Consider the following 13,576-nt stretch of genomic DNA (forward strand, 5'->3'; position numbering starts at 1 on the left):
TAGTGCTTCCTTATTATCCGTATCCCTTCCTCACATTATGTTAAAAGCAGCAAGATTTCACTTGCTGCTTTTGCTCATTTTAGAAGAAAAGCCCGCACTTCTGATATAAAATACAGAGACCCTGTAATCACGACCATGTCTTGTTCACCTGTCGCCTTTTCCTTTACGTAAGCAATTGCTTTTTTCCACTCCTCATCCATATGCTTATTATGATGAGTACTCATCTCATAAAGCTCTTGAGCTGCGCGAGCACGAGGAAAGTCAAACGACGTAAATGTAATACTTGCAGCGATTGTTTCAAGTTCTTGAACCATTCGATCAGCACTTTTATCATTTAAACAGCTGAAAACTAAATGAATGTTTCGATCTTCATAATGAAGGCGTAAAGTAGATAACAAGCTATCAATGCCTTCTGCATTATGAGCCCCATCAATAATCGTTAAAGGATGCTCATTTACTATCTCAAAGCGGCCGTTCCACTTTGTATGCTGAATCCCTTTTATCATTTGCTCATTGGAGATAGAAAGCTTTTTCTTTTCTTTTAAATAACAAACGGCCATGACAGCCAAAGCTGCATTTTTTACTTGATGATAGCCAAGCATATTTAATTCTAAATGTTCAAATGTGCCATACGGCGTTTTTAACGCAAAGCCTTCCCCATTTGCTAAGGGCTCATAGTTTTTAATGTCAAAATCTTTTCCTAACACAAATAACGAAGCCTGCTTTGACTTTGCTTCTTCAGTAATGACATCAAGCGCCTTTACTTGCTCTGCACCGGTAATAATAGGGACTTCTTTTTTAATAATCCCCGCTTTTTCTGCTGCAATTTCTTCTACCGTATCTCCTAGTATTGCCATGTGATCAAATCCAATGTTTGTAATAATACTCACCATAGGATTCACAACGTTTGTTGAGTCATATCGTCCTCCAAGGCCTGTTTCAAACACAGCATAGTCAACTGACTCATGATAGCCGAAATAAAGAAAAGCCATGACTGTAATCACTTCAAATTCCGTTGCTGATCCTAAATTTGTATGTTCTAGTCGCTCCACAACAGGCTTTATTTCCTGAACAAGAGCGGTCATTGCTTCATTTGAAATAGGCTTTCCATTCACGCTGATCCGTTCATTAAATGTTTCGATATAAGGAGAAGTAAAGGTTCCAACTTTATACCCTGCTTCTTCTAACATGTTTCGCAAATAAGAAACGGTAGAACCTTTACCATTCGTACCAGCAACATGAATAGCATTTAGATTTTGCTGCGGAAAATCAAGCTGCTCTAGCATCCATTCCATTCGTTCTAACCCCGGCTTGATTCCAAAGCGAAGTCTGTTATGAATCCAATCAAGCGCTTCTTCATATGTCGTTATCATCTTTTATTCACCTTTCTTTTCCATCGCTATTATTATGTAAAGAAAAAGCGTCGCTATACAAGCAACGCTTTTTCTGTTGGTTCATTAACCCATTGATTATCCGCGTAATTCAGCAATACGAGACTGAACAGCTTCGCGTTTTTCAACATAATCCTGCTCTTTTGCACGCTCTTCTTCTACTACTTTAGCAGGCGCTTTTGCAATAAAGCCTTGGTTGTTTAATTTCTTTTGTACACGTTCTACTTCTTTGTTTAACTTGTCGTATTCTTTTTCTAAACGCGCGATTTCTTCTTCGATATTAATTAAACCTTCAAGAGGTAAAATTAATTCTGCGCCTGTTACAACAGCAGTCATCGCTTTTTCATCTAATGAAACATCTGTTGAAATCACAAGCTCACTTGGATTACAGAAACGTTCTACATACGCACGGTTCTTTTCGAGCTGGCTTTGAATATTTTCATCTTTAGCTTTGATAAATAATTTTACTTGTTTGCTCATCGGCGTGTTCACTTCAGCACGAATGTTACGAACAGCGCGGATAATATCTACAAGTAAACGCATATCGTTAGCAGCTTCTTTATCAGAAAGCTCAGGGCGTACTTCCGGCCATTTAGCTACTGTAATTGATTCGCCTTCATGCGGCAAGCTTTGCCAAATTTCTTCGGTAATAAACGGCATGAATGGATGTAAAAGTCGCATTGTATTATCAAGTACATAAGCTAAAATTGAGCGAGTTGTCTTTTTAGCTGCTTCATCTTCTCCGTAAAGAGGAAGTTTAGCCATTTCAATGTACCAATCGCAGAAATCATCCCAAATAAAGTTATAGAGAATACGTCCAACTTCACCGAATTCATATTTGTCAGCTAATTTTGTTACGTGCTCAATCGTTTCATTTAAGCGCGTTAAAATCCATTTATCAGCAACAGACTTTTCGCCTGATAAATCAAGCTCTTCAAATGTGATGCCGTCCATGTTCATTAATGCAAAACGAGAAGCATTCCAAATTTTATTTGCAAAGTTCCATGTCGCTTCGACTTTTTCAAAGCTGAAGCGTAAATCTTGTCCTGGTGAGCTTCCTGTAGATAAGAAGTAGCGAAGAGAATCTGCACCGTATTTCTCGATTACTTCCATTGGATCTACACCGTTACCAAGTGATTTACTCATTTTACGACCTTCAGCATCTCGTACAAGACCGTGAATGAGTACATCGTCAAACGGACGTTTACCCGTAAATTCAAGACCTTGGAAAATCATACGAGATACCCAGAAGAAAATAATATCGTAGCCTGTTACAAGCACATTTGTTGGGTAGTAGCGTTTGAAATCAGCTGCATCCACATCGGGCCAGCCCATTGTTGAGAATGGCCATAGCGCTGAACTGAACCATGTGTCTAATACATCTGAATCTTGTTCCCAGTTTTCGATATCTGCTGGAGCCTCATGATCTACGTATACTTCTCCAGTTTCTTTATGATACCAAGCTGGAATGCGATGTCCCCACCAAAGCTGACGCGAAATACACCAGTCGCGAATATTTTCCATCCAGTGTAAGTATGTCTTTTCAAAACGATCAGGCACAAAGTTTACTTTTTCTTCTTGTTTTTGAAGATCTACTGCTTTATCTGCTAACGGCTGCATTTTTACAAACCACTGAGTTGATAAATAAGGTTCAACAACGGCACCGCTTCGTTCACTGTGACCTACTGAATGCATGTGGTCTTCAATGTTGAACAATACACCGTCTTCTTGAAGGTCTTTAACAATTTGCTTACGGCAAGCAAAACGATCCATTCCTTCATATTTACCTGCTTTGTCGTTCATCGTACCGTCTTGATTCATCACTAAAATACGCTCTAAATTATGACGGTTTCCAATTTCAAAATCGTTCGGGTCATGAGCAGGCGTGATTTTCACCGCACCAGAACCGAATTCCATATCTACATAATCATCGCCTACGATTGGAATTTCACGCCCTACAATCGGAAGGACAACCTTTTTGCCAATTAAGTGCTTATAGCGATCATCTTCAGGGTGAACAGCTACAGCCGTATCTCCTAGCATTGTTTCAGGACGAGTTGTTGCGATTTCAATATGTCCAGAACCATCTGCCAACGGATAGCGCATATGATAAAACGCACCTTGTACATCTTTGTAAATAACCTCGATGTCTGAAAGAGCTGTTTTTGTAGCTGGATCCCAGTTAATAATATATTCTCCGCGATAGATTAATCCTTTTTTGTAAAGCGTTACGAATACTTCGCGCACTGCTTTAGAAAGGCCTTCATCAAGCGTGAAGCGCTCGCGTGAATAGTCTAAGCCAAGTCCTAGCTTCGACCACTGCTGGCGAATAAAGCTTGCATATTCTTCTTTCCATTTCCACGTTTCGGCTACAAAATTTTCGCGGCCTAGATCGTAGCGGCTTTTCCCTTCGCTGCGAAGCTTTTCTTCTACTTTTGCCTGCGTTGCAATCCCCGCATGGTCCATGCCAGGAAGCCATAAAACGTCATAGCCTTGCATGCGCTTCATACGCGTTAAGATGTCTTGTAACGTTGTATCCCAAGCGTGGCCTAAATGCAGCTTGCCCGTTACGTTTGGGGGTGGAATTACAATTGTATATGGCTCTTTTTCAGGGTCATTTGTTGCTTCAAAAAACTTCCCGTCTAACCAATACTGATAACGATTTTCTTCAACGGCTTTTGGATCATACTTCGTTGGAAGAGTCACTTCTTTTTCAGACATAATGTATACCTCCATAATATAAAGTTTCAGTCTTTAGAAACTGTGTAAAGCTTTTATAAACATAAAAAAACTCCTTTCCTAATAAAAGGACGAAAGGAGTTGATTTCGCGGTACCACCTTTTTTTATAGACGTATCCCGTTTGATAAGCCTATACACTTCATTTCATAACGGTTGATTAACCGGCTTTTTCTACTGAGCTATGCAGCTGTTCAAAAAAGCTACTCATAGGCGACATTCCGAGTGCACATTCTTAAGAAATCTCACAGCAACTGATTTCTCTCTCTGAAAGACGAACATCCCGTACTCTTCCTATTCACTGTATTTATGTATGAATTTCTCTTAATTATACTATATGAAAAAATGTTGAATCGTCAATAATCTTCTCCATTTTTTTATGATTATATTCATAATTTTTTTGTTCTGCTCTTTATTTTTTCATTCGCTCGCTAATTTTGGAAATAAAATGAAGAGCCCACTCAAAAAAATGTCACCATTTCTTTCTTTTTTCATATACTTACTTTAACCTGGGCACGTGGATTGAAAGGGGCATGTACAAATGAAGAAACGAATAAATGTAAATTCGTATCAGCTGCAGCGGTGGCTCAAAACAGCAGGAGCGGCTTGTGGACAGTTTATTGTTCCTTTAACAATTTTTCAAGGTATACGTACACTATTTTTCCCTACAACCTTTGATGTACTGTTGTTGGCATTGCTTGCCATACTAGCGGTTGCTTTATATTCCGACTGGATTTAAAAACCCAAGCTCTATTCGTTCGCTTGGGCTTGTGCAGCTGCTTCCGCTGCCATTTTTTTTTGCTGATCTACTTCAAATATTTTAATATTGAGCTGTTCAATGTTTTTCGTCAGCCAGTATGCTCGAATAAATGACTGCATATGTTCAAGCTCTGTTTTACTTTCTTTATGTTGCCTATATTGAACGATACACTGATACAAGGGTTCTGGAAACGCCAAATAACTGTGTAAAAGCAGCCGTTCCTCTTCTCTGAGAGCAAAATGTTTTTCATACGTACTAAACCACTCATAGCTGTCATAGGTAGTTACTGGGTATGTGCGAAGAGTACGGAAATAAAATGAGACCAAATCATAAATCGGTGAAGCATCTTTTGCATGTTCAAAATTAATAAAAAAACCATTTCCCCGCTCGTCATAGATAAAATGTTTAGCCGATAGCTTTCCATGAGAAGTAACCAGCCGGATCTTTTCCTTTTCTTCCATTTCATCGTTCCACTGATCGAGCTTTCCAAAACCAAATTCAAGCGCTCTTGTCATTTCATAATAAAATGTACAGTAATGCAATTCAAACGGAGACATATAAACTTTCTTCTCGCATTCTACTACGTACTGCTTCAGCTCTTCCTGACGTTTTTCCCACGTTTCTTTCATCGATGTATAATGATTTTCTATATCTTCTTTTTTCACTTCTACTTCCTGCGCCGAAGCGCCGTGAAGCTTAGCAAGCTCTTGAAATAATTTATGATATCGAATATCACGCTCTTCGGTCGGATTATTTGGGAGCCACGGCATTAAGTAATACGAGCCGCTTTCATCTGAAACAATGGGCTGAGAACGCTTCGTTTGATAAATAGGGACAAATCCCATCCATCCTTTTTGATACACGTTCTGCAGCTTTTGAATGAAGTTTTGATTTCGTTCTTGATGATTCGCCATTTCTTTAAGCGCAAACACGCCGGTTTTCGTATAGACTTTTTTTACTTTTCCGTAGTCTTCGATAAAGTCAACATCTAAGTCATATTCTTTTAACAATACTTTGTAGTCTGCTACTGTCCGCTGCATCTATATTCTCCTTCCTCGTAAAAAATAAAGAAAACAGTTAAGACATTATATGCGTCAAAACTGTTTTCTTTCCGACTTTAACGAACGGGAATATTTAAGATGCTTCCTTCTTCCAGCTCATATTCATCTTCTAAATTATTTACTCGTAAAATGTTTTGTACATTCGTATTATAGCGGTTTGCTATCGTATCAAGCGAATCTCCGTCTTGAACAATACAAAGCTTCCACGTTGAAAAAGCTTCTTCTTCCCGCGAAAAGAGCTTTGTTAAATAAAGGGCGTTTTCATTTCGGCCGCTTTCATTTTCTTCTTTCCGAAATTCAACAATAATCTTTTCCTCTTCTTGTTCAGCTTCTTCTTGCTCAGTCTCTTGTTGAACGTCAGCATACGTATTCAATTCACTAGCTTGCGATTCTTCGAAGCTTTCTTGCTCTTGACGAAGCTGAAAGAGCTCAATCACGTTGTCTTCTCTTTCTTCCTCGATTTGCGCTTCTTTTTTCACTTCGACTTCAAATGGTTCATATGCTTCCTCTTCATATTCCACGACCGGCTCAGCACGAGATTCTTTTTTAAATACAGATGAAAAATAACTAGGGGGCTCTTCTGAATGATCTTCTTCAATAGCCTCTGCCTCTAAAAGTGCGGGAGCTTCACGATAGCTTACGTCAAACTCTTGTTCCTCTTCTTCTTGAGCAAGGTTTTCAGTATATACTTCTTCAGCATCGTTCACTTCTTCATAGGAGACGATGTGCTGTTCCTCCGAAAACTCTTCCTCTTCTTCTCGTTCTTCATGCTGTTCTCCGTACAACCCTGTGATGGACAAGTCAGCCATTAGCTGCAGCTGATTTGTACCCGGCAATTCATAATCAAATAAATCAATAGATACATATACGTCTTCAATACTTTGAATACGATTTTTAGGAATGGTAATATCAACAGGAAATTGATGTGATAATTCAGCCGTTCCGTCTTCACGGACAGAGATAGATTGCACTTGATTCTCATTTGTATATTCGCGTAACGAGTGCTCTCCCTCGTACGTTTCGTATTCACCTGTTAATTGTAATGCTCCTCGAATAGACACGTATTGGTCATATTCTTGAATAGATACTTGAGGCTCTAAGGAGATAGACAAAAGTTGTGAGACTTCCTGTCCTTTTTGAAACCATACTGATTCTTCTACGGAAAAACGCAGACATGATAAATTATCCTGCGACAAATTGTTCTCCCCCTTCCAACACCCGCCAGGTAATAGCGCGGTCATTAAAGATGTATGAACAAATAAATTAAAATATGTCTTTAAAACTAAAAAAGCTTACGGAATACTCCGTAAGCTTTGATATAAAAGTCAATCTTATTTATCTGTTTATCCACGTAACTTCGAAAAAGCTTTTTCAGCTGCTGCAATTGTATGTTCAATGTCTGCATCTGTATGAGAAGTTGATAAAAACATTCCTTCGAATTGAGAAGGAGGTAAAAACACGCCTTCATTAGCCATTTCACGATAGTAAGCTGCAAAATAATCTAAATTTGATGTTTTCGCTGTTTCGTAATTTATTACCTGTTCGTTTGTAAAGAAGAAACCGATCATTGAACCAGCTCGGTTTACCGTCAACGGCACATCATATTTTTCAGCTGCTGCCATCAATCCTTCTTCTAAGCGATCTGCTTTACGAATGAACTCATCGTAGGATTGAGGTGTTAGCTGCGTTAACGTCTCGTATCCAGCTGTCATCGCAAGCGGATTACCTGATAATGTACCTGCTTGATAAATCGGGCCGCTTGGTGCAACTCGCTCCATAATTTCAGCTTTACCACCGTAAGCACCTACTGGTAAACCACCACCGATTACTTTTCCTAAGCAAGTTAAGTCAGGCGTAATGTTATAGTAGCCCTGTGCACAGTTGTACGCTACGCGGAACCCTGTCATTACTTCATCAAAAATGAGCAGTGAGCCATATTCTGATGTGATATCACGAAGCCCTTGTAAGAAACCTGGCTGAGGCGGTACCACACCCATATTTCCTGCTACCGGTTCAACGATTACTCCGGCAATGTCATCTCCGAATTCTTTAAAAGCATATTGTACGCTTTCTAAATCATTGTACGGCACTGTAATCGTGTTTTTAGCGATTCCTTCAGGCACTCCCGGGCTATCTGGTAGGCCTAACGTTGCAACGCCTGAGCCAGCTTTAATTAGAAGAGAGTCACCGTGTCCATGGTAACAGCCTTCAAATTTTAAAATTTTGTTGCGGCCCGTATAGCCACGTGCTAAACGCAGTGCGCTCATCGTTGCTTCCGTACCTGAACTCACCATACGGACGATTTCGATTGAAGGAACGCGCTCAATAACAACCTTAGCAAGCTCATTTTCAATTAATGTTGGTGCACCAAAGCTTGTACCAGATTCCGTTACTTTTTTTACTGCTTCAACTACTTGATCGTTGGAATGTCCGTGAATTAAAGGTCCCCATGATAAGACGTAGTCAATATATTTGTTGCCGTCAATATCGTAAATCGTAGCGCCTTTTCCTCGTTCCATAAAAATAGGATCCATATCTACTGATTTAAATGCACGAACAGGACTGTTTACTCCACCCGGCATTAATTGCTGCGCTTCTAAAAAAGCTGCTTTTGACTTTTCATAACTTCTCATGTGTAAGCCTCCTTAATTACTTGTCAGATAACCAGCGTGCTGCGTCTTTAGCATGATACGTTACAATTAAATCCGCCCCTGCACGCTTCATGCTAATTAATTTTTCAAGAACAATCTCTTTTTCATTTACCCAGCCGTTTTGAGCTGCCGCTTTAATCATTGAATATTCTCCGCTCACATTATAAGCCACTACCGGTAAATTAAACGTATTTTTCACATCGCGCATAATATCTAAATATGATAGAGCTGGTTTTACAATTAAGAAATCTGCTCCTTCTTCGACATCAGATTCTGCTTCTCGAAGTGCTTCTAAGCGATTGGCTGGGTCCATTTGATATGTTTTACGGTCTCCAAATTGAGGAGAAGAATGCGCTGCATCGCGGAATGGTCCGTAAAAAGCAGATGCATATTTAACAGCATAAGACATCACGGGCACATCTTCAAATCCACCTTCGTCTAGACCGTGGCGAATAGCTGCCACGAAACCGTCCATCATGTTTGAAGGCGCAATAATATCCGCTCCTGCTTTAGCTTGACTAACCGCTGTACGCGCTAATAAGTCAAGGCTAGGATCGTTTAAGATTTTTCCGTCTTCAATTACACCACAGTGGCCATGATCTGTGTATTGACATAAGCATGTATCTGCGATAACAACAAAGTCTGGAAAATTTTCTTTAATTTGACGAATACCTTTTTGGACAATTCCGTGGTCATGGTATGCCTGTGAGCCCACCGCATCTTTTTCAGCGGGAACACCAAATACCATAGCTGACTTGATTCCTAAATCGACTAACTCTTGGATTTCATCATTCAAGTAGTCTAAAGAAATTTGATCCACACCTGGCATTGATTTTACAGCATTTCTTTTTTGTTCACCTTCTACAATAAAAATAGGATATATAAAGTCTTCAGGATGTAAATGTGTTTCGCGTACAAGCGCACGCATATTTACAGAATTACGAAGACGACGATGACGTGTAAATTGTAAGTCTTTCATGTTAAAATCCTCCTTTATTATTCAAAACAACTAACCAACATATCTATCATACCATTTATTGTGTATGTGTTAGGAACAAGATGCTTAATTCCATACTCGCTCGCTGTTTGACTCGTAATAGGACCGATGCAAACAACTTTGGTTCTATTTATAAGCTCAAGCCAATTCGGAATATCTTTAACTGACTCGACAAAAAATCTCACTGTAGAAGAACTTGTAAAAGTAATGGCATCAATTCCTGTTTCTAAATGTTGCTTAACCAAGCGTTCAGAGTCTTGATTTTGAATGGTATGATATACAACTAGATCCGTTACCTCACACTCTTTTAACCCATCTTTTAAAACAGAGCGGGCTAATTGTCCTCGTACAAGGAGAACTCGCTCGTGATGTGACACATTTGCTTTTAACGACTCAAGAAGTGATTCCGCAACGTATTCTTTTGGAACAAGTTGCACATTAACATCGTGTTTTTCTAGCAATTTTGCGGTTTTTTCTCCAACCGCAGCCACTTTTAATCTTTTTAAAACAATCCAACTGATATTTAACTCTTTTAGCCATTCAAAGAAAAAAGAAATCCCGTTTTGACTTGTAAAAACAATCCAATCAAAACAGTCAATCGACAGCAGGACATCTTCCACTTCTTTTTCATTGTTAGAACGTACGAACGTGAGGACTGGTAAGCTTAAAGGTATGCCTCCAAGCTTTTTAACCTGCGCTGCAAATGAATGAGCCTGCTTCGCTTCTCTTGTAATCAAAACTTTTTTCAAAAAAAGAGGAGCCTCATGACTCATTATTTGTCCAGCTCCTCTTTTACACTGTCAATTAAAAGCTTAGCTCCTTGAGATGTTAAGCGCTCAGCAGCTTCTGAACCGACAGCAACGGGGTCTTTTCCCGTAATGTGCTCTTTGTAAATCGTTTTGCCATCAGGAGACGCAACTAGCGACGTTAGCTCAATGTTTCCGCCGTCCAATATACGCCCATAACCCGCAATCGGCACTTGGCATCCGCCTTCCATCTCTTTTAAAAATACGCGTTCAGCTCTAACAGCACGAGCGGTTTCATCATGATTTAGAGCTTGAAGAAGCGATAATAATTCATGGTCATTTTCTCGGCATTCGATAGCTAAAGCTCCTTGTCCCACAGCGGGAACGCTTATTTCCGGCTCTAGGTACTGAGTGACCGTATCTTTCGACCAGCCCATACGAGATAACCCTGCAGCTGCCAAGATAATGGCATCGTAATCTTCATTTTTTAATTTCTCTAGGCGTGTGTCGATATTTCCTCGAATCCATTTAATTTCGATATCTGAACGCATAGATAGAAGCTGTGCCCCTCGACGCAAGCTGCTTGTCCCAATCACGGCACCGCTTGGTAGCTCCTCAAATCGCTCACCATTTTTTGAAATAAGCGCATCACGATGATCTTCTCGTAAAGGAATACATCCAATCGTTAATCCTTCTGGCAAAACAGCCGGCATATCTTTCATACTATGAACGGCCATATCAATTTCTTTATCTAACATGGCTTGTTCAATTTCTTTTACGAAAAGACCTTTACCGCCTACTTTGGACAGCGTTACATTTAAAATTTGGTCCCCTTTTGTAACCATTTCTTTAATTTCAAACTCAAAAGGAAGACCTTGTTTTTTTAACTGTTCAATGACCCACTTGGTCTGTGTTAACGCAAGTTTGCTTCGACGAGAGCCGACAATAATTTTTCGCATGTTGTCCTCCTAATTACGAACCCCAAAAGTGAAAATTCGATAAACTGCCAAATAAAAAGAAATTAATAAGTAAGACTAAGAACAATCCAATATTCCACATTGCGATTGCCTTTCCTTGAATACCTCTACGCAGTCTAGCATACAAGTAAGCGCTGTATGCAACAAACATTAAAAATGAACCTAACACTTTTGTATCGTACCAATGAAAATCTACGTATTTAATATAAGCCCATATGATTCCTAAGATTAACGAAAGCAATAACAGCGGTACACCAATTAAAATTAATACATAGGACATGTAATCTAGCTTTGTTAAATCTTCAATTCTTAGCAAGCGCTTGCCCCACTTCTTCTTTTTCAATAAATTATACTGAACAAGATACAGGGCGGAAAAAACAAAAGAGACTGAAAAAGCGCCGTAAGATAAAATAGCCATAGTAATATGAATGATTAATAATTCTGACACAAGGCGCTCCGACTGGACAGCAGTGTATGTTTCAAGTGGAGCAAACGTATGAATAGCCATAATTAAGAAACCAATCACATTTGTAAAAAACACCATAAAATCAACGCGGAACAGGCGATTAATCACAAGTGAAAGAGTAATTAAGACCCACGCGTAAAAATACAGCCCTTCAGAAACGGTAAGAATAGGAAACCTTCCCGTCTCAAACATTCGTAAAATTAAAAAGGCTGTTTGCAAAATCCACACAATAGAAAGTAACCAGAAGGCTATCGAGTTTGCCTTCCGGTTATTTTGTACAAAATCAATAAAATATAATAAAACGCTCACCGCGTATAAAATCACAATCAATTCATAGATTCTGGTTAATTCCATATCAACCATTATTCAATCCTCACTTAAGACTGATAAGCTACTGAATGAGACGTAATTGATGTATGAAGCTGCTCTTCTTTTTCTTTTTGTAAAGCAACTTCCTGTTCAATATTAAAAATCTTCATGAACAGCTCTAAAGACTCTTCAGCATGTTTCTCTCCAGCCAATTCTTTCGCGTGTAAAATTGGATCGCGAAGAAGTTGATTAATTATACTTTTTGTATGTTTATTTAAAACTTTACGCTCACGCTCAGATAAATTTGGAAGCTTACGATCAATGCTTTTCATCGTTTCAGCTTGAATGGTAAGTGCTTTTTGACGAAGTGCAGAAATAACAGGCACAACGCCTAATGTACCAAGCCAAGACTTGAAAGCAACAATTTCAGCTTCAAGCATAATTTCAATTTCATCCGCAGCTTTTTGACGCTCTTGCAAATTGGATTCTACAATCCCGTTTAAATCGTCGATATCATATAAAAAGACCGTCTCTAGCTCGTCTAGTTCTGGATCTAAGTCACGCGGAACGGCGATGTCTACCATAAACAATGGACGACCTTTACGCGTACGCTCGGCTTCACTCATCATTTGTTTCGTTACTACATAGTCATTAGCCCCTGTTGAACTAATTAAGATATCTGCTTCGCTTAAAGCATGTTGAAGATCAGCAAACGGTTTGGCTTCTCCAGAAAAACGGTTTGCTAGCTCTTGTGCCTTTTCAAATGTTCGATTCACTACCGTTACTTTTTTAGCTCCGCTGCCATATAAATTCTGTACGGCAAGCTGACCCATTTTTCCCGCACCAAGAATCAACACATGTTTGGATGATAAGTCTCCAAAAATCTTTTTAGCAAGCTCTACAGCTGCATAGCTGACAGAAACTGCATTCGCACCAATTTCTGTTTCATGATGAGCTTTTTTGGCTAATGTCACAGCTTGTTTAAACAGCTGATTAAAAACCGTTCCAATTGTTTCTTCTTCTTGAGCAAGCAAAAAGCTTGAACGCACTTGTCCAAGAATTTGTGTTTCACCAATCACCATTGAATCTAATCCACATGCTACTCGGTATAAATGTTCGATGGCTCCATCATTTTCATAGATGGTTAAATAAGGCGAAAACTCTTCTTTATCTATTCCGAACCATTCAGCTAAAAATGCTTTTACATAATAACGGCCCGTGTGTAATTGATCAACAACAGCATAAATTTCCGTACGATTACATGTTGAAACAATGATGTTTTCCAAAATACTTTTTTGGCCGCTTAACGTTTTCATGGCAGATGCTAGTTCTTGCTCATTAAAACTAAGCTTTTCTCTTATTTCAACAGGGGCTGTTCGAAAGTTTAAGCCGACTGCTATAATATGCATTTGTACATACCCCCTATAATTGAAATGTGCTTATTTATCCGAATTTGACGGGCAGTAACCCCTAAATTCCCA

11 protein-coding genes and 1 other annotated feature are annotated in these 13,576 nt (G+C 39.2%); of the genes, 1 reads left to right on the forward strand and 10 read right to left on the reverse strand.

What is annotated here, in order from left to right; all coding sequences use genetic code 11:
• Positions 1–74: 74 nt before the first annotated feature.
• A complete protein-coding gene (locus JNUCC25_RS23470; protein ID WP_029320087.1) occupies positions 75–1,373 on the reverse strand; it encodes a bifunctional folylpolyglutamate synthase/dihydrofolate synthase in 1,299 nt (432 codons plus the stop codon).
• Positions 1,374–1,469: 96 nt separating this feature from the next.
• Positions 1,470–4,112, reverse strand: coding sequence for a valine--tRNA ligase (locus JNUCC25_RS23475; RefSeq protein WP_013059353.1), 2,643 nt, complete (start codon positions 4,110–4,112; stop codon positions 1,470–1,472).
• A gap of 82 nt (positions 4,113–4,194) precedes the next feature.
• Positions 4,195–4,439, reverse strand: a binding site (T-box leader).
• Positions 4,440–4,669: 230 nt separating this feature from the next.
• On the opposite strand from JNUCC25_RS23475, the gene JNUCC25_RS23480 reads away from it, so the two are divergent.
• Complete coding sequence (locus tag JNUCC25_RS23480) at positions 4,670–4,867, forward strand: hypothetical protein (protein ID WP_013059354.1); 198 nt, start codon at positions 4,670–4,672, stop codon at positions 4,865–4,867.
• A gap of 11 nt (positions 4,868–4,878) precedes the next feature.
• Here JNUCC25_RS23480 and ysxE read toward each other — a convergent pair whose 3' ends face one another.
• The 8 genes from ysxE to hemA all read right to left on the reverse strand — a co-directional run bounded on the left by ysxE (position 4,879) and on the right by hemA (position 13,504).
• On the reverse strand, positions 4,879–5,928 hold the full coding sequence (gene ysxE / locus JNUCC25_RS23485) for a spore coat protein YsxE (protein ID WP_013085128.1): 1,050 nt from the start codon (positions 5,926–5,928) through the stop codon (positions 4,879–4,881).
• A gap of 77 nt (positions 5,929–6,005) precedes the next feature.
• Complete coding sequence (spoVID, locus tag JNUCC25_RS23490) at positions 6,006–7,145, reverse strand: stage VI sporulation protein D (RefSeq protein WP_029320082.1); 1,140 nt, start codon at positions 7,143–7,145, stop codon at positions 6,006–6,008.
• 147 nt (positions 7,146–7,292) lie between these two features.
• Positions 7,293–8,582, reverse strand: a complete 1,290-nt coding sequence (gene hemL, locus JNUCC25_RS23495; protein WP_029320080.1) for a glutamate-1-semialdehyde 2,1-aminomutase — start codon at positions 8,580–8,582, stop codon at positions 7,293–7,295.
• 16 nt (positions 8,583–8,598) lie between these two features.
• Positions 8,599–9,579: a porphobilinogen synthase gene (gene hemB / locus JNUCC25_RS23500; protein ID WP_013059358.1), complete on the reverse strand. Its 981-nt coding sequence runs from the start codon at positions 9,577–9,579 to the stop codon at positions 8,599–8,601.
• A 17-nt stretch (positions 9,580–9,596) separates the two neighbouring features.
• Positions 9,597–10,370 (reverse strand): uroporphyrinogen-III synthase, encoded by a 774-nt coding sequence (locus JNUCC25_RS23505; RefSeq protein ID WP_029320078.1) that lies wholly within the window; start codon positions 10,368–10,370, stop codon positions 9,597–9,599.
• Complete coding sequence (gene hemC / locus JNUCC25_RS23510) at positions 10,370–11,302, reverse strand: hydroxymethylbilane synthase (protein ID WP_029320076.1); 933 nt, start codon at positions 11,300–11,302, stop codon at positions 10,370–10,372. Before hemC ends, JNUCC25_RS23505 begins: the two co-directional genes overlap by 1 nt.
• A 13-nt stretch (positions 11,303–11,315) precedes the next feature.
• A complete protein-coding gene (locus JNUCC25_RS23515; RefSeq protein ID WP_029320074.1) occupies positions 11,316–12,149 on the reverse strand; it encodes a cytochrome C assembly family protein in 834 nt (277 codons plus the stop codon).
• Between the two features lie 14 nt (positions 12,150–12,163).
• On the reverse strand, positions 12,164–13,504 hold the full coding sequence (gene hemA, locus JNUCC25_RS23520) for a glutamyl-tRNA reductase (protein ID WP_029320072.1): 1,341 nt from the start codon (positions 13,502–13,504) through the stop codon (positions 12,164–12,166).
• Positions 13,505–13,576: the final 72 nt, after the last annotated feature.

It is taken from the genome of Priestia sp. JNUCC 25, from assembly GCF_053667915.1.